Consider the following 16,130-nt stretch of genomic DNA (forward strand, 5'->3'; position numbering starts at 1 on the left):
GTGACGCAGGGTGTCACCGATCTTCCTCGCCGTCACGGCGTCACGTTTTTGCACCCTTCGCCAGATCGACGGCCTTGCCCTTGATGCGTCGCGTTGCATGGTCCCTCGTTTCCCTGTCGTTCGAACATGGGCGCATTTAGCGCGCTCGGTCGTCGTTTGGTTTGACGTGCCGAAAAGCGGTCAGCAGCGACAGGTCATACGCGATTTTCAGTGCGCCGCATGCAACCAGTGGTGCACCAAGCCAGCCAAGGCTGAACAGACCTCCGGCCAACGTCGGCGCGACAGCAGCCGCAAGGCTGCGCGGGACGGATGTCAAGCTGGCCGCTGCCGGTCGCTCCGCCGGCGTGACGACCGCCATCACGTAGGCGGTCCGTGTCGGTACATCCATTTGCGACAGTGCGCTTCGCATCAACAGCAGCGTCAACGTCAGCGGCAGCGACGGTGCGAGAGCGGCGCCGATCAGGCATACGCTCGACGGGATATGCGTGAACACCATCGTGTTCAGCAGGCCGATCCTGCGGGATAGAGGAGCGGCCGCGAGCTGCGAGCCGGCCGAAAGCAGGCCTGCCCAGAAGAAGAACTGGCCGGCAGCGGCGATCGAGAGCCCGAAACGCTGCATCAGCCACAGCGACAATAGCGAGTTGACGACGAGACCACCCGCGAACGCGTCGACGCTGAACAGCATCGCAAGCCGCATGACAATCGGGCGCGACGGGCCGAGCGGGGGAGCGGCCTTCGACGCGTGGATATCGGAGTGCGGCAATCGCCGGTACAGCACGAAGACGGCAACGCCCGTCACCGCATAGACGAGAAACATGCCGCGCATCGCGCCAAGCGCGGGGATTCCGGCATGCGACGCAATCCAGATCGGCAGTCCCGCCGTCAGGGAGCCGACCGCCGCCGATACGGCCCCGACGAGGCTGTATCGTGCAAACAGCGTCGTGCGCGCGTCGCCGTCGGCGGCTTGCGCCAGACGCGACTGTTCGAGCGGCAGAAACAGGCTGACATCGCCGGAACTCGGATTGAGCGTGCCCGCGAATGCGATGACGAACAGCGGCCACAACGTGGAGAAGCTCGCGAAGCCGATGCCTGTTGCCGCCATCAACGCCGCCGCGAACGTCAACATGCGTCGCTGCGTGAAGCGACTCGCCAGCATGCCCACTATGATCGTCGCGATCGCGGAGCCCAGCAGCGTCGTGGTGCCGATCAGCCCGACGTCCAGTTTTGATAACCCGAGCGACAGCAAATACGCGGGCAACAGCACGGCAATGAATCCATCGCAGAAGCCACGCATGCCGCGGCTTGCGAGGATGAGCCATGCGGCCCGATCGGCGCCTGCCGGTAGCATCCGGCCGGCGAGCCATGACGCGGACCGGCCGCTAGGCAAGTGCATCACGCCGGCACCATGCGTCGCGTGCGTCTGCGGTGCGATCGATATTCGCCCGTTCACGCGTCATCCGCTTCATTGCGTTTCTCCTGTTCAGCGGGCCGAGGTTACGCGGCAACACCGCTGCACGAACGTCGTCCGATGCGTCTAGATCGCTCCCCCGCAGCGCGGATCAATGATGGAGCAACGGGTAGGCCACCAGCCCGACGAGCGCGGCGGCGGTGACGACGACCGGCTCCTGCAGCTTCTTGAAGCGCCACAGCAGCAGCACGGTCGCGACGGCGAGCAGTGCGGTCGGCATGTCGACGATCGAGCGCTTTGCGATCACGAGGACGGAGCCCGTGATCGCACCGACGGCTGCGGCGGTGATGCCGTCCACGAACGCCTTGACGGCTGGACGGTGCCCGTACTTCTTCACGTACGGCGCGGGAATGATCGTGAACAGGTAGCAAGGCAGGAACGTGCCGAGCGCCGCGACGCACGCGCCGGGAAAGCCTGCCACCAGATACCCGATGAAGCCGACGGTGATCACGACCGGGCCGGGCGTGATCATCGCGACCGCGACGGCATCCACGAACTGCTTGTCGTTCAGCCAGTGATGTTCGGTGACGACGCCGCCATAGAGGAACGGCACGATCGCGAGCCCCGAGCCGAACACGAACGCGCCGGCCTTCATGAAGAACGCGCCGATCTGGACGAGCTGCGGCAGATCGATGCCGCTCAATATTCCGCTGGCCGCCGGCAGGTTGGCGGCGGCAACCGCACTCAGCCCGCCCCGGTGCAGCCACTTGGGCGGGGCGCGCCACAGCCAGCCGACCAGGCCCGCGACGACGAACAGCCACGCGATTTCCGATTCCGTGATGAAGGTCACGGCGGCAAGCGTCAGGAAGATCGCCCGGAGCAGCTTGTCGTGGCCGACGGTTTTCGTCGTGAGCTTGTAGGCGCTCATCGCGATGATGCCGACTACCGCGGCGCCGACGCCGTAGAAGACGGCCTGCATCCAGGACAGCCCGCCGAAATGCGCGTACGCGAACCCGAGTGCCAGCACCATCAGGAACGACGGCAGCACGAACGCGAGGCCGACGAGTGTCGCACCGAGAATGCGGTAGTGAACGAAGCCGAGATAGATCGCGAGCTGGGCCGCCATGGGCCCGGGCGCGAGCTGGGCCAGCGTGAGTCCTTCCTTGTAGTCGGCTTCCGTGATCCAGCCGCGACGCTCGACCAGGTCGCGGCGCATGTAGCCTGCGAGCGCAACCGGCCCGCCGAAACCGAACGTACCGAGACGCAGCATGTAGGCGACCAGCTCGCCGAGCGAATAGGTCGGTTCGGTCGTGGCGATGGCAGTGGTCATGACGTGGTTCCGGCGTCGTTCTTTCCGGTCGACGAGAAATGCGCGTACACGGCGTCGAGCACGGCGCCCATCTGCTCGAGCAACTGGTCGTCGTTCTCCGCGCGCTGGCGCGTGCCGGCCATCACGGCCTCGAAGCCGACCGCTTCGGGCGCCACGCGGCCGCCCACGTCGAGCGCGTGCACGATCTCGCCGAGCCGCAGCAGCGCAGGGTCGTCGTCGAGCCCGAAACTGGCCAGCAGCACCTCGAACGTCACGCGTTCGCCGACATGCGTGAATGTCGCACCGTCGAAATCGAAGCCCAGTGCGTCAGCCGGGCAATCTGCGGGCGACGCGAGCCAGATGAAGCGGGCGCGTGCGTCGATGAAGCGGCGGATCAGCCACGCACTCGAGACGCGATCGACCCACATCCGCTGCCGCGTCGCCCACGTGCGGCCCTGATACGCGTCGATTGCCAGCGGACGGATCGCCCGGTCCGCGGCGTGCGGCTCACCCGGCGACAGCACGGTGTCGACCAATGCGATGAAATCCTTCAGTGCGACTTCGGCGCGGGTGGCTGCGTCATTCGGGAAGTAATCGATCGCCCGGATGACGTCGAAATCCTTGCGTACGCGTCGCAGCAGGCGCGTGAGTTCCGTGGCGGATTGTCCGGCGAGGGCCTTGCGGGCTTCCGCAAGGGTCTGGATAAACGCGGCGTAATCCTCCCCGCGATCGAAGCGCGCTCGGAATTCCAGTTCCTGCGACGCGTCCTGGCTCGGGGCGCGTAACAAGTGAGCCGTGCCGCCGCTTTCGGCAATGGCCCCCGCCAGGTCGCGCAGCGTCCCTTCATGCGCTTCGGTGTACGGCAGCAGATAGATGCCGTCGCGCAACACCGCGCAGCCCTTTGCCTTCAGGGCGCGCCAGAACCGCATGCGCGCCGTCGCGTTTCCTGTCGGAAGGGTCAGAACGAGGAGCGACCATGTCGTGAGCGAATTCATGTAGTAAATGCTACTCAAGCGTTACGAGTTCTACAAACCGACTTTGACGACGGCTGCAAGGGCGTGACGGCCGGCGATCTGCGAGGTGATCCTTGTTTGTCTGATTGTTCGCGGATATACCCCCTCCCCCTATACGGAAAAGCGATTCGGTATATAGTCCCCCCCGGTATATGAAGGGACTGCCATGAGCCACACCATCAAGGAAAAGCAGAAGCTGCTGAACCGCGTCCGTCGAATCAAGGGACAGGTCGAAGCGATCGAACGCGCGCTGGAGGATGAGCGCGGTTGCAACGAGATCCTCCGGCTCATCACGAGCGGCCGCGGCGCGATGAACGGCCTGCTCGCGGTCGTGCTCGAGGATCACATCCGCAGCCATCTGGTCGACGCCGAAGAGCACGCCGACGAAGGCAGTGCGACCGAACAGCTGATCGAAGTCGTGCACAGCTACTTCAAGTAATCGAGGGCGGAATGAGCCATTTCAGTGACGACGCCTTCGGCGCAGGACACGACCACATCTTTCTCGGCGCCGCGCACGAGCAGAACGAACGCAGGACCTGGATGGTCATCGGGCAGTGCGCGGCGATGATGGTGGCCGAGATCGTCGGCGGGTCGATCTTCGGTTCGCTGGCGCTGATCGCGGACGGCTTGCACATGTCGACGCACGCGGGCGCGATGCTGATCGCCGCGTTCGCCTATACCTATGCGCGCAAGCATGCGAGCGATCCGCGCTTCGTGTTCGGCACGGGCAAGCTCGGCGATCTGGCCGGCTTCACGAGCGCGATCGTGCTCGCGATGATCGCACTGCTCATCGGCTACGAGGCGGTCGCGCGCCTGCTCGCCCCGGTGCCGATCCATTTCGGCGAGGCGATTCCGATCGCGGTTGCCGGCTTGCTCGTCAACATCGCGAGCGTCTGGCTGCTGAGCGGCGATCATCATGGCCATAGCCACGGTCATGGTCATCACCATCATCACGGGCATGCTCACGACGAACACGAACACGAACACGAACACGAACACGAACACGAACACGAACACGAACACGAAGAGGAAGCGCACCGGATCCTCGATCGGCAGGGCGTATTTCTCGTGTCGGTATTCGAGGATGGCGTCCCGCCCGTTTTCCGCGTGACCCCTGCGACGAACGATACGAAGCACGTCGACGCGAGCGCCGTGTCGGTGACGACGATCCGTCCGGACGGTACCCGGCAGGTGTTCGCGATGGACAGCCGCGGCGGTTACCTGGAGTCGGCCGATGCCATCCCCGAACCGCATGAATTCAAGGCGATCGTCCGCTTGAACGGCCGCGAGCACGAACTGGCGTTCGAGGAGCACGACCATGGCGCGTCCACGGTCGCCGCGCGCGATCACAACATCCGCTCCGCATACATCCACGTGATCGCCGATGCGGCCGTCTCGGTGCTGACGATCGTCGGGCTGCTGCTCGCGCGCGCTTTCGGCTGGGTCTGGATGGATCCGCTCGCCGGCATCATCGGCGCGCTGGTGATCGCGAACTGGTCATACGGGCTGATGCGCGACACCGGCGGTATCCTGCTCGACATGAATTCGGACCGTCGTCTGACGGACAACGTGCGCGGTGCCATCGAGGGCATGGGCGATCGCGTCGGCGACCTGCATGTCTGGCGGCTCGGGCCCGGGCACATGAGCGCGGTCGTGTCGGTGGCGACGGACGACCCGAAGCGGGATGCGCGCTTTTATCACGGCGTGCTCCAGCGGTTCAGGAACCTGTCGCACGTCACCGTCGAAGTCGTGCCTGCGGCGCGCGGGCAATAAGCGAGGGCAATAAGGATGGCGGTCAAGTCCCCTTGCGTCGACGTCTGTTCGTTCGACGGCAGGACCGGTTATTGCGTGGCGTGCCTGCGAACGCGCGAAGAGGCGCGCGGCTGGAAGAAGATGACGGATCACAGGCGTCATCAGATCGTGAACGACCGCGCGCGGCGGCACGCGAAGCTGACACGGGATACCACCGACTGATCACATCATGAACGCTCCATCGCCGATTGCCGGCAAGCCTTCGATTCCGCGGACCGTGTGGGCGTTGGGCCTCGTGAGCCTGTTCATGGATCTGTCGTCCGAGCTGATCCATGCATTGCTGCCGATCTACCTGGTATCGACGATGGGGATGAGCGTCGCGGCGCTCGGCATCCTCGAAGGGGCGGCCGAAGCGACCGCGATGATCGTCAAGGTGTTCTCCGGCGCGATCAGCGACTGGCTCGGGCGCCGCAAGGGGCTGCTGCTCGTCGGTTACGGCCTCGCGGCATTGACCAAGCCGTTGTTTCCGCTGGCGTCCACGCCGGCCGTGGTCGTGGCGGCCCGTCTGCTCGACCGCGTCGGCAAGGGCATTCGCGGCGCGCCGCGCGACGCGTTGGTGGCCGACCTCGCACCCCCCGAAATCCGCGGCGCGTGCTTCGGCCTGCGTCAGTCGATGGATACCGTGGGCGCGTTTCTCGGCCCGATGCTCGCAATCGTGCTGATGCTCTGGTTCGGCGACCACATCCGGACCGTGCTGTGGTTCGCCGTGGTGCCGGCCTTCGTCGCGATCGCGCTGATCGTCTTCGGCGTGCGGGAACCCGATCAGGCGAAAGCGCACCGGCGCTTTCACTCGCCGCTGCGCTGGCGCGCGCTGCGCGAGTTTCCCCGCAGCTACTGGTTTGTTGTCGCGGCCGGCGCGACGTTTACGCTCGCGCGCTTCAGCGAAGCGTTCCTGGTTCTGCGTGCGCAGCAGACCGGGCTCGACGCCGCATGGATCCCGGCGGTGATGGTCGCGATGAGCATCGCTTATTCGCTGTCCGCGTGGCCGATCGGTGCCTTGTCGGACCGGCTCGATCGCCGCGTGCTGCTCGCAGCCGGCATGGTGCTGCTGATCGCGGCCGACCTGCTGCTCGGTATCGGCACGTCGACGATCTCGATGTTCGCTGGCGTGGCCGTGTGGGGGCTGCACATGGGCTTTACGCAGGGCATCCTCGCCGCGATGGTGTCGGAAACGTCGCCGGCCGCGCTGCGCGGAACCGCGTTCGGCGTATTCAACCTGGTGAGCGGCATCTGCATGCTGCTCGCGAGCAGCGTCGCCGGCGCGCTGTGGACGCGCTTCGGCGCGTCGACCACGTTTCTTGCCGGCGCTGCGCTGGTCGTGGTGCCGCTGTGCCTGTGCCGCTTCATGCCGCGACCGGGCACGCCAACGGCGTGAGGCTTCGCCTGCGGTTTCTGTCGTTTCTGCCGGCGTTCCGCGTTCGGCCGGTGTGACGCCCGGGCACGACAGGGCACGACAGGGCACGACAGGGCACGACAGGGCACGACAGGGCACGACAGGCGCGGGTTGCGAACCGGCGTCGCGGTCCGCCGGCCGCCGATCGGCGAAAGCCCGCCACACGCGCCTTTCCGCGTCGCACCCCGCCTTTGCTTTCAGATTTGAAAGATTGTCCGGCGTTTGCGATAGAATGCCTCCCCTGTTCGCCGTGGCCATGCCCACGGACGGACTCCGGCACGCGAAACGGCGCTCGCCGCACTGGCGGAATTCCGTCTTCATTTCGATGCCGGCGATCTGCCTGTCATTGGAAACACACGTACTGTAATTTGGATTGCTAATGAAGAAGCACAACATCACCCGGTACATCGTCATCGCGATGGCGCTGGGCATCGCCGTGGGCTACGCCTGTCATAGCGCGTTTCCCGACCCGAAAATGGCCAAGGAAGTCGCCGGCTACGTGTCGCTGCTGTCCGACGTGTTCCTGCGCCTGATCAAGATGATCATCGCGCCGCTGGTGTTCGCGACGCTGACGGTCGGCATCGCGCAGATGGGTGACAGCGGGTCGGTCGGCCGCGTGGGCGTGAAGGCGTTCGGCTGGTTCTTCATCGCGTCGTTCACGTCGCTGGTACTCGGTCTCGTGACCGCGACGATCCTGAAACCGGGCAGCCATCTGAGCCTGCCGCTGCCGGCCGCCGATGTGGCGCTCAACCTGAAGACGGGCGCATTCACGCTGAAGGACTTCGTCGTCCACCTGGTGCCGAAGTCGATCGCCGAGGCGATGGCGAACAACGAGATCCTGCAGATCGTCGTGTTCTCGATCTTCTTCGGCACCGCGCTGTCCGCGCTCGGCGACGCCGGCAAGCGCCTGACCGGCGTGATCGACGATCTCGCGCAGGTCATGCTGAAGGTGACGGGCGCGGTGATGTGGTTCGCGCCGGTCGCGGTGTTTGCCGCGCTGGCGTCGACGATCACGACGGAAGGGCTCGGCATCCTGCTCACGTTCGCGAAGTTCATGGCGAGCTTCTATCTGGCGCTGGCGCTGCTGTGGGGCGTGCTGACGCTCGCCGGCGTCGCATTCCTCGGCAAGCGCGCGTTCACGCTGATCCGCCTGATTCGCGAGCCGTTCCTGCTGTCGTTCGCGACGGCGAGCTCCGAAGCCGCGTATCCGAAGCTGCTCGACGCGCTCGACCGGTTCGGCGTGAATCGCAGGATCTCGAGCTTCGTGCTGCCGATCGGGTACTCGTTCAACCTCGACGGCTCGATGATGTACTGCACGTTCGCGGTGCTGTTCATCTCGCAGGTGTACGGGATCGACCTGCCGCTCGGCACGCAGATCACGATGCTCCTGATGCTGATGGTGACGTCGAAGGGGATGGCGGGCGTGCCGCGCGCATCGCTCGTCGTGATCGCGGCGACGCTCAGCCAGTTCCATCTGCCGGAAGCCGGCCTGCTGCTGATCATGGGCGTCGACATGTTCCTCGACATGGGGCGCTCGGCCACCAACGCGGTCGGCAACTCGATCGCGGCGGCCGTGGTCGCGAAGTGGGAGGGCCAGCTCGGCGATCCGCGCGACGACGTGGATTCGGGCGGCGGCGGCGAGATCAAGCAGGTGGAGGTGCGGGAGACGGCGACGTCCGCGTGATGTTCCGGTAGTCAATGATGTTTTCCGGCCTGGATTCGACAGGGATTCAGGCCGGCGCGAGACCCGCCGGCGACCTTCCCGATTCGCCGAACAAGCCCTCCGCCAGTTCTTCAATACGCCGCATTCCAGCCAGCGGTGACATGCCCGCAGGCGAACACCCGTTTTCCCCGATAGTCGTGCCGGACGCGTAAGTGGTCATTCACTCTCGCGCAGTCGTCTGCAGCGCATCTCTCGCATGCGCGGGCGGTCCGCAATTTTTTTCGATTTATTTGACGTCATCCTCCGTGTCTAAAGGCGGAGGATTCCCACACCTGGCGATGCACGTCCGCATCGGAGAATGTTCACGGCAGCGTTGGTATCTCGATCATGCTCGACACCACAGTCACGGCAGGCCCACTCTCTTATTCGCAGTCCCGCGATACCTTTCGGCCGCGTCGTGCTGTCTTTCGACCCGCACGCCGAACAGGACTGGGTAGAACCGCTTTCGTCCACTTCCTCGAACGTGGCTCCGTGCGCGATCGCCTTGTAACGGAGCTTGTTCCGGAAGGACGACCAGGATGCGTCGTAGACGCTCTTCGCCATCCTGGTTCTGGCGAGCTTCGCGGCCGACACGTTGCCGACCGCGATGTAGTCAAAGCGCCGTACCAGATCGAGCGCGAGCTTGTGTTGGAAATCGGCACGGGCATTTGCCACCTTGGCGTGCAACTTCGCGATATGCCGCTTGTGCTTTCGCGCCCATTGCGCTTTCGCGAGCTTCTCGGCCGCGCATCGACCGAACCGATCGTTAGGCAGCTTTTCGCCGGTCGAAAGTGTGGCGAAGTCTTTCAGGCCGAGATCGATGCCGATACCGGAACGGATCGGGCGGGCCTGAATATCGGGTATCTCAATCACGATGTTCAAGAACCAATGGCCGCGCGCATCCTGCGCAAAGTTGGTTCCGTCTTTGATCTTGCCTTCAGGAAGCGGGCGGCTGTTGAACACGCGGAAAGTGTTGCTGGCGAAGCGAAACGCGTCGCCCTCGCGCTTCAGGTGACAGCCCTTCAGCGGCACCCAGCCCAGCGATTTCCTGCCGCGATAGCGCAGGTAAGGCCGACGATGCTGACTGCGCGACTTCGCGTATTGCTCGCATGTCGCGTTGATCGTGCCGGAGTGGATACCGAGCGCCTTGCTGCTCCCCGTCGTCAGCATGTTCAGATCGAATCCCGTCGGCCACTTCTTGCTCCACTTGAGCGCGTGCTTCTGCGTATCGTTGCAAAAGTTCCAGACGTAGTTCACCGCACGGCTCTGCTTGTTGAGCAGTCCGTTGAGCGACTTCACGCGGTAGCGGTAGACAAGGATCATGCCGTTGATCCTAACCCGTGGAAGAAGCTGTCTGTCAACAGCAATCCTTTCCTTCCCGCCATCCGCCCCGAAGGAAGTCCCCTTGGGGGAAATAGCGGGGTCTCTCGGAGCAAATTCTGATGAAAAAGCCATTCAGGAGAGCATTAACCATGGTCGCCAGAAAACCGATTCAGGCCGTGCTGCTCGCCGTCGCGATCGCCGCGATTGCGCCGGCGGGACATGCAGGCAACACCACCGACTGGCTGGCGAACACCTATGGCACGCTCGCGGCGCACGTCGGCAACGTCGCGCGTTCGATGTGGGTTGCGCCCGAAGGCGTGATCTATACGGCATCGATGTGGGACGAGTATGAAGGCGGTGTCGCGATCTATCAGAACGGCAAGAGCATCGGCTCGATCGGCACGCATTCGGAATTCCAGGGCAGCGCGATCACGGGCAACGCGACCTCGCTGTTCGTCGCGCTGCAGCCCGGCAGCGGATACGGCAGCGGCGCGGTCGGGCGCTACAACCGCGCGACGCGTTTTCGCGACAAGCTCATTCAGGTCACCGCCGCGACGAACCAGCCGCGCATCGACGTCGTCACCGGGCTCGCCACGGCCGGCTCGCTGCTCTATGCGAGCGATTTCTACGGCAATCGCGTGCGGGTGTTCACGACCGACGGCGTCTGGCAGCGGGACATCAACGTGTCCGCGCCGGGCGCGCTCGCGATCGACGGGGCGGGGAACGTATGGGTCGCGCAGAAAAGCGCGGGCTCGGTCGTCGAGTTCAGCCCGACCGGTGCGCTGCTGAACACGATCCGGCTGGCCGCCGGGTCGCAGCCGTCGGCGCTCTATTTCGATGCGGCGGCGGCACAGCTGATGGTCGGCGACGAAGGTCCCGACATGAACATCAAGCGCTATGGCGTGTCGGGCCGGCCTGCGCTGGCCGGCACGTTCGGCGTGCGCGGCGGCTATCTGGACACGACGACGGGCATCAAGGGGCAGGTCGGCGCGAAGCGCTTTACCCGCATCGCCGGGATCGGCAAGGACACGGCCGGCAACCTGTACGTGCTCAACAACCCGTGGGGCGGCAGCTGGGATCTCGGCCGCAATGGTGCGACCGACATTCACGCGTACAGCAGCGCCGGCAGCCTGCGGTGGACGCTGCAGTCGCTCAACTTCGAAGGTATCGCCGCACCGGATCCGGTCACGGACGGCGCGCTGTTCTACAGCGGTACGCACGTGTACAGCGGCACCGCGGGCGGCACCTTCGTCGCGAACACCGTCGATCCGTTCACGTATCCGTCGGATCCGCGCATCAATATGAGCGACACGCAGCGCGACGAGCACTTCGGGCTGCTGACGTCGGTCGGTGCGAACCGGATCCTCGTTGCAGCGGGACAGAATCCGCCGGTTTACTACTTCTTCCACTTCAACGCGGCCAACGGTTACGTCGCGATTCCCGACGGCTCGATTCCGGGGCCCGCGTTCAATACGACCCGGCGCGTGTCGGCCGGCTTCAGCCTCGACAGCAAGGGCGGCGTATGGGCCGGCCTCGACAAGACGGGCGCCATTTATCACTATCCGCTGACCGGCTTCGATGCGAGCGGCAAGCCTGCGTGGGGGCCGGGCGTGCCGACGCCGGTGCCGGCCAGCATCCAGCCGCTGACGCGCGTCGTCTATCTCGCCGACAGCGACACGATGGTGCTCGCGCAGGGCGTGGTCGGGAGCACGGACTGGACGTCGATCGGCACGCGCATCGAGGTGTATCACGGCTGGAGCGCGGGCAACACGACGAAGCCGAATCCGGTGATCACGCTGCCGCACAGCGGCGCGAAGTCGATCGACGCGGCCGGCAACCATCTGTTTGTCGGCTACTGGTTCAGCAGCAGCGGGCCGCTGTGGCCGAACATCGACGCGTTCAACCTCGACACCGGCAATCTCGACACGACGCTCGTCAACGCGAGCCCCGCGACCGTCGATACCAGCAGCGCGATCGATGCGATGTACAGCGTGCGCGCGTACCGCCGTTCGAACGGTGAATACGTGGTGACGAAGAACAACGTGAAGGGGAACAGCATCACCGTTTATCGGTGGACGCCTTGACGGTGGCTGCGCGGCGCACGCGATGACGCGGCGTCGGAACGCCGCGCCGCTTCATGCGCGCCAAATCAGATTCGCACGGGTTTCCGTTTCCGACGCAACGCGGAAGCCGAGGCGTTCGTAGAGGCGCCGCGCCGGATTGCCGTGCAGCACGCTGAGCGACACGGGCACGTGTTCTTGTGCCGCTTCGATCAGCAGTTCGCGCAGCACGGCTTCGCCGATGCCGTGTCCTTGCCGTGAAGGGTGGATCTGGATCTGGTGGACGTGCCATTCAGCGGCGGAGCGCGTGACCTTCAGCAAACCGATCGCGTTGGTGTCGGTGTTCGTGCCTTCGCAGACGATCATCGCATCTTCGAAGTTCGCCGCGATGCGCAGGTGGTGTGCTTCATCGTCGGTGGGCGCACCGACGCGTTGCAGATGCTCGGTCATCGTGAGCCGACGGAGCGTCAGCAGAAAGGGCAGGTCGGACGGAGACGCGGGGCGCAGGTGGATCGCCGGTTTCATGATCGATGTGGATGTGCTCGGAGGCCCAAGCCTCGCAGCCGATGATTCCAGCATTCGCGACGCAGGTCAAAGGCCGGCCAGCGGAATCTGCCGCCCGGCCGGGCGACCCGCTCGCGGATTTCGGGCGACGCCAGGCACATGGTCACGGCTTCGTAGCCGGGCGCGCCACGGTAAGGCGCTACGCGGGAAGGCGGACTGTGGTTCGCCGGGCACCGGATGATCGCGTCATTCGGCCCGACTGTTGATAGATCGAGGATCGCCGATGAATAAAGGCGACCCCAAGGGCCCGGTCAAGCCTGCCTCGAAATCCGGTACACCCGCATCGCATTGTCATGCCAGATCGCCCGACGCGCCGCGTCGTCGAGGTCCGCCATCGCACGGGCAAACGTCCGCAGCAGCGCGGGATACGACACGCGCAACCCCGCCACCGGAAAGTTGCTCGCGAACAGGCAGCGCCGCCACCCGAATATCGCGATCGTGTCGCGGATGATCCGCGCGTTGTCCGCCTCGTTCCACGCCGCATCGCGCAAGCCGAGTTCAGAGATCTTCACGGTCACGCGCGGCGATGCGGCCAGCGCCTGCATGCCGCTGCGCCAGCGCGCGAGCCCCGCCTCCGAGCGATCCCACGGCAGTCCTGCATGTTCGAGCACCACGTCGACGCCGGGCGCATCGGCCAGCAGCGCGGCCGCGTCGCCGAGATGCCAGAACGGCACGCGCAGATCCCAGCTCAGGCCATGCGCGGCCAGGCGTTCCAGCGCGGCCGGCCAGCGTGGGTCGCGCAGCGTGCCGGGCCCGTCGACCACCGCATCCGGCGACGCGGCGGTGCGCGGCTTGAACCGCACGCCGCGCACGCGCGGCCACGCGGCCTGTTCGGCGAGCCGCTCGTGCGCATCGTCGGCCAGCAGGTCGACCCACGCGACGACCGCCGACGGCAGCCCGTGCGCGGCCGCGACCTCGTGCAGCCAGCGCGTTTCCGCGAGCGCTTCGCCGCGCGTCCGTTCGGCCTCGACGTGCACGCTCGCGACGATCGGCGCGCGTTGCGCGGCGTGCCGGTAGTCGTCCACGCCGAAATCGCGGCACAGCACCGCATAGTCGCCGAACATGAAGTGCGCCGGGTCGTACCGGTCCTGCAGCCACGGGTAGTGCGCGCCGGTGCCGAGCTGCCACAGGTGATGATGCGCGTCGACGAGCGCGGCCGGCATCGCGTCCGGCGGCGGTGCGTCGCGGTGCGGCTCAGCGCGTGCCTGCGAGCACATACGACGCATCCGGTTCGCGCAGCGTCGGCAACGCGCCGACGAATCGCCACGCATCGAGATCGAGCTCGCGCACGTAGTCGTCCTGGAACGACACGTACGCGACGCGCCGCGACGGATGAAACGACAGCGCGGTCGGGTTCGCGGGCAACGCGACGCGTTCGATCTCTTCCAGTTGCCGCGCATCGAACACCGAGATCGACCGTTCGCCGGAATTCGTCAGCAGCAGCAGGTCGCGGCCGTCCGGCGCGCTGGTGCGGTAGATGCGGTTCGGATCGCTGCGCGTCTTCACGCGGCGGCCGCAGGTCATCGTGTCGGTGTCGATCTCGACGAGTGTGTCGTCGCCGCGATTCGCGACGAACAGCGTACGCTCGTCGCTCGACAGCGCGTTGCCTTCGGGACGCGGGCCGGGCATCACCGCGCGCGGCGCGACGGTCGCATCGCGCGGATGGAACTGCGTGACCGTGTTCGACAGCAGGTGCACGCCGTATGCGCGGCTCGCGTCGCGCGTGAGCGTCACGAGGTGGGTCTTCACGCCGCCGGACGGCACGGCCATGTTCGGCACGGCCTGGCGGGTCGGTTCGTCGAACACGAGCAGCATGTCGTGCGCCTCGCTCATCGCGTACAGCCGGCCGTCGCGATCGGTCGCCATCCCGTGCGGCCGGTAGTACGGCCACAGGTCGAGCATCCGCGTATGCGTGCGCTCGACGAGGTCGATCTCGGCGATCCGGTGATCGCCTTCATGGCCGCGCGACCATGCGGTCTCGATTCCGAAGATGCCGACGTAAGCGAAGCGGTTGTTCACGTCGACGGTGAACTCGTGCGGGAAGTTCGGCAGCACGACGTGCTTGAGCGCGGCTTTCGTTTCGAGGTCGTAGAAGCTGAAGGTATGGGCGCATTTCTGCACCAGCAACAGGATGTCATTCATGGTGTGTCTCCGTGGTTTTGTTCGCGTGTTCGCGTGTTCGCGTGTTCGCGTGTTCGCGTGCCGGCGCGCGTCAGTCCTCGCAGCGCCGGGGCAGCGTCAGCGCGAGCAGGCCGGCCACCGCGAGCGTGACGGCGAGGCTGTACACGCCGGCCGCCGCGCTCACGTGCTGGGTCAGCACGCCGACCGCATAAGGGCCGCAGAAGCCGCCGAGGTTGCCGAGCGCGTTGATCAGGCCGCGCGCGCTGCCGGCCGTCTCGACGCTGCACAGCTTCGGCGGAATCGCCCAGAACACACCGGCGGCCGCCTGCAGGAAGAAGCCGCAGCCGATCAGGAACGCGAACGACACGGCCATCGACGCATGCGTGAGCACCGACAGCGCGAGGCACGCGGCGAATCCGACGAGCGGCAGCAGCACGAACAGGCGGCGCTTGCCGGTCCGGTCAGACAAATACGACGTGGCGAACATCCCGATCATCATCGCGACGTACGGCAGCATCGCGAGCAGGCCGACCTTGCCCATCCCGCCGTGCGTGAGGTTTTTCAGCAGCGTCGGCAACCACATCGTATAGCCGTAGATGCCGACCTGATAGCAGAAGTTGATCGCAATCAGCAGCCAGATCGTCGGGTTGCGCAGCATCGCGCCGAACGATGCGGCGGCCGGCGTGCCGGCGGCCTGCTTGCGCGCCTGCTCTTCGCGCAGCGCGTCGAGGATGTACGCCTTCTCGCGCGGCGACACCCAGCGCGCGGTTTCCGGGCTGTCGTCGGCGAACATCAGCCACGCGAACAGGCACAGCAGCGACAGCGCGCCGGCGCTGAAGAACAGGTGACGCCAGTCGTACGCGGCGAGGATGAAGCCGGACAGCGGCGCGGTGATCATGCCGGCGAGCGGCACGAACATGATGACCATCGCGTTCGCGCGGCCGCGTTCGCGGTCGGGAAACCAGTGGCTGACCATCGTCAGCACGACAGGCAGCATCCCGCCCTCGGCCACGCCGAGCAAAAAGCGCAGCGTCAGCAGTTGCCATGTATGCGTGACGAGCCCGGTCAGCACCGACAGCACGGCCCAGCTCACGAGCGACCAGGCGATGAAGGTCTTGCCGCTGCCGCGCGCCGCGCGCCGGCCGCCGGGGATCTGCAGGAACAGGTAGCCGAAGAAGAAGATGCCGCCAGCGAGGCCGGCCATCGTCGCGTCCATGCCGAGATCGGCATTCATCCCGCCCGGCATCGCGAATGCGATGTTCACGCGGTCCATGTACGAAACGATGCACGCGAGCAGCAGCGGCGGAATCACGCGCAGCCAGCGGCGGCGCGGAATGGCTTCGCCGGCTTCATAAGCCGGGGTGGCCGGGTTCAACAGGTTCATGACGTCTCCAATCCATGTGATGAGCGGCGGCGGCCTTCTGT

Annotated in this window: 14 protein-coding genes and 1 pseudogene; 6 read left to right on the top strand and 9 right to left on the bottom strand. The window is 65.8% G+C overall.

Annotated features, from left to right (window positions below; genetic code table 11):
• Positions 1-136 precede the first annotated feature (136 nt).
• The 3 genes from AC1Z3W_RS02140 to AC1Z3W_RS02150 form a co-directional block, all read right to left on the bottom strand.
• The gene (locus tag AC1Z3W_RS02140; RefSeq protein WP_057930275.1) at positions 137-1,393 is read right to left on the bottom strand and encodes an MFS transporter; all 1,257 of its coding nucleotides are present in this window, start codon (positions 1,391-1,393) and stop codon (positions 137-139) included.
• Between the two features lie 166 nt (positions 1,394-1,559).
• Positions 1,560-2,738: a chromate transporter gene (locus tag AC1Z3W_RS02145; protein WP_483506827.1), complete on the bottom strand. Its 1,179-nt coding sequence runs from the start codon at positions 2,736-2,738 to the stop codon at positions 1,560-1,562.
• Positions 2,735-3,712 carry a chromate resistance protein ChrB domain-containing protein gene (locus AC1Z3W_RS02150; protein WP_185734610.1) on the bottom strand — a complete coding sequence of 326 codons (978 nt, stop codon included), beginning with the start codon at positions 3,710-3,712 and terminating at the stop codon, positions 2,735-2,737. Before AC1Z3W_RS02150 ends, AC1Z3W_RS02145 begins: the two co-directional genes overlap by 4 nt.
• A 184-nt stretch (positions 3,713-3,896) precedes the next feature.
• Here AC1Z3W_RS02150 and AC1Z3W_RS02155 point away from each other — a divergent pair, with 184 nt between their 5' ends.
• From AC1Z3W_RS02155 to AC1Z3W_RS02175, 5 genes are all read left to right on the top strand, one after another.
• Positions 3,897-4,169 (top strand): metal/formaldehyde-sensitive transcriptional repressor, encoded by a 273-nt coding sequence (locus AC1Z3W_RS02155; RefSeq protein WP_057926231.1) that lies wholly within the window; start codon positions 3,897-3,899, stop codon positions 4,167-4,169.
• An 11-nt stretch (positions 4,170-4,180) separates the two neighbouring features.
• A complete protein-coding gene (dmeF, locus tag AC1Z3W_RS02160) occupies positions 4,181-5,503 on the top strand; it encodes a CDF family Co(II)/Ni(II) efflux transporter DmeF (protein WP_483506830.1) in 1,323 nt (440 codons plus the stop codon).
• A gap of 15 nt (positions 5,504-5,518) precedes the next feature.
• Positions 5,519-5,704: a DUF1289 domain-containing protein gene (locus AC1Z3W_RS02165; RefSeq protein WP_057926233.1), complete on the top strand. Its 186-nt coding sequence runs from the start codon at positions 5,519-5,521 to the stop codon at positions 5,702-5,704.
• A gap of 7 nt (positions 5,705-5,711) precedes the next feature.
• Positions 5,712-6,917 (top strand): MFS transporter, encoded by a 1,206-nt coding sequence (locus tag AC1Z3W_RS02170; protein ID WP_483506832.1) that lies wholly within the window; start codon positions 5,712-5,714, stop codon positions 6,915-6,917.
• Positions 6,918-7,314: 397 nt separating this feature from the next.
• The gene (locus AC1Z3W_RS02175) at positions 7,315-8,619 is read left to right on the top strand and encodes a dicarboxylate/amino acid:cation symporter (RefSeq protein ID WP_057926235.1); all 1,305 of its coding nucleotides are present in this window, start codon (positions 7,315-7,317) and stop codon (positions 8,617-8,619) included.
• 288 nt (positions 8,620-8,907) lie between these two features.
• On the opposite strand, the gene AC1Z3W_RS02180 is transcribed toward AC1Z3W_RS02175, so the two are convergent.
• Positions 8,908-9,960, bottom strand: a complete 1,053-nt coding sequence (locus AC1Z3W_RS02180; protein ID WP_483506834.1) for an RNA-guided endonuclease InsQ/TnpB family protein — start codon at positions 9,958-9,960, stop codon at positions 8,908-8,910.
• A gap of 149 nt (positions 9,961-10,109) precedes the next feature.
• On the opposite strand from AC1Z3W_RS02180, the gene AC1Z3W_RS02185 reads away from it, so the two are divergent.
• Positions 10,110-12,044, top strand: coding sequence for an SMP-30/gluconolactonase/LRE family protein (locus AC1Z3W_RS02185; RefSeq protein ID WP_483506836.1), 1,935 nt, complete (start codon positions 10,110-10,112; stop codon positions 12,042-12,044).
• A gap of 51 nt (positions 12,045-12,095) precedes the next feature.
• On the opposite strand, the gene AC1Z3W_RS02190 is transcribed toward AC1Z3W_RS02185, so the two are convergent.
• The 5 genes and pseudogenes from AC1Z3W_RS02190 to AC1Z3W_RS02210 all read right to left on the bottom strand — a co-directional run bounded on the left by AC1Z3W_RS02190 (position 12,096) and on the right by AC1Z3W_RS02210 (position 16,089).
• The gene (locus AC1Z3W_RS02190; protein ID WP_175825985.1) at positions 12,096-12,545 is read right to left on the bottom strand and encodes a GNAT family N-acetyltransferase; all 450 of its coding nucleotides are present in this window, start codon (positions 12,543-12,545) and stop codon (positions 12,096-12,098) included.
• A pseudogene (locus AC1Z3W_RS02195) lies at positions 12,542-12,811 on the bottom strand (hypothetical protein); the annotation flags it as partial. The pseudogene AC1Z3W_RS02195 and the gene AC1Z3W_RS02190, both read right to left, overlap by 4 nt.
• A 24-nt stretch (positions 12,812-12,835) precedes the next feature.
• Entirely contained in the window at positions 12,836-13,801 is a 966-nt protein-coding gene (locus AC1Z3W_RS02200) for an amidohydrolase family protein (protein ID WP_483506838.1), read from the bottom strand.
• Positions 13,779-14,726, bottom strand: coding sequence for a YncE family protein (locus AC1Z3W_RS02205; RefSeq protein ID WP_057926239.1), 948 nt, complete (start codon positions 14,724-14,726; stop codon positions 13,779-13,781). Before AC1Z3W_RS02205 ends, AC1Z3W_RS02200 begins: the two co-directional genes overlap by 23 nt.
• A 70-nt stretch (positions 14,727-14,796) precedes the next feature.
• On the bottom strand, positions 14,797-16,089 hold the full coding sequence (locus AC1Z3W_RS02210) for an MFS transporter (protein ID WP_175825982.1): 1,293 nt from the start codon (positions 16,087-16,089) through the stop codon (positions 14,797-14,799).
• Positions 16,090-16,130 lie beyond the last annotated feature (41 nt).

This window comes from Burkholderia sp. 10_S31 (assembly GCF_056930375.1).

What these genes read in the sequence shown, in the direction of transcription:
- AC1Z3W_RS02140 (WP_057930275.1), bottom strand. Translation starts at nt 1,393, where the DNA reads ATGCACTTGCCTAGCGGCCGGTCCGCGTCATGGCTCGCCGGCCGGATG.
- AC1Z3W_RS02145 (WP_483506827.1), bottom strand. Translation starts at nt 2,738, where the DNA reads ATGACCACTGCCATCGCCACGACCGAACCGACCTATTCGCTCGGCGAG.
- AC1Z3W_RS02150 (WP_185734610.1), bottom strand. Translation starts at nt 3,712, where the DNA reads ATGAATTCGCTCACGACATGGTCGCTCCTCGTTCTGACCCTTCCGACA.
- AC1Z3W_RS02155 (WP_057926231.1), top strand. Translation starts at nt 3,897, where the DNA reads ATGAGCCACACCATCAAGGAAAAGCAGAAGCTGCTGAACCGCGTCCGT.
- dmeF (WP_483506830.1), top strand. Translation starts at nt 4,181, where the DNA reads ATGAGCCATTTCAGTGACGACGCCTTCGGCGCAGGACACGACCACATC.
- AC1Z3W_RS02165 (WP_057926233.1), top strand. Translation starts at nt 5,519, where the DNA reads ATGGCGGTCAAGTCCCCTTGCGTCGACGTCTGTTCGTTCGACGGCAGG.
- AC1Z3W_RS02170 (WP_483506832.1), top strand. Translation starts at nt 5,712, where the DNA reads ATGAACGCTCCATCGCCGATTGCCGGCAAGCCTTCGATTCCGCGGACC.
- AC1Z3W_RS02175 (WP_057926235.1), top strand. Translation starts at nt 7,315, where the DNA reads ATGAAGAAGCACAACATCACCCGGTACATCGTCATCGCGATGGCGCTG.
- AC1Z3W_RS02180 (WP_483506834.1), bottom strand. Translation starts at nt 9,960, where the DNA reads ATGATCCTTGTCTACCGCTACCGCGTGAAGTCGCTCAACGGACTGCTC.
- AC1Z3W_RS02185 (WP_483506836.1), top strand. Translation starts at nt 10,110, where the DNA reads ATGGTCGCCAGAAAACCGATTCAGGCCGTGCTGCTCGCCGTCGCGATC.
- AC1Z3W_RS02190 (WP_175825985.1), bottom strand. Translation starts at nt 12,545, where the DNA reads ATGAAACCGGCGATCCACCTGCGCCCCGCGTCTCCGTCCGACCTGCCC.
- AC1Z3W_RS02200 (WP_483506838.1), bottom strand. Translation starts at nt 13,801, where the DNA reads ATGTGCTCGCAGGCACGCGCTGAGCCGCACCGCGACGCACCGCCGCCG.
- AC1Z3W_RS02205 (WP_057926239.1), bottom strand. Translation starts at nt 14,726, where the DNA reads ATGAATGACATCCTGTTGCTGGTGCAGAAATGCGCCCATACCTTCAGC.
- AC1Z3W_RS02210 (WP_175825982.1), bottom strand. Translation starts at nt 16,089, where the DNA reads ATGAACCTGTTGAACCCGGCCACCCCGGCTTATGAAGCCGGCGAAGCC.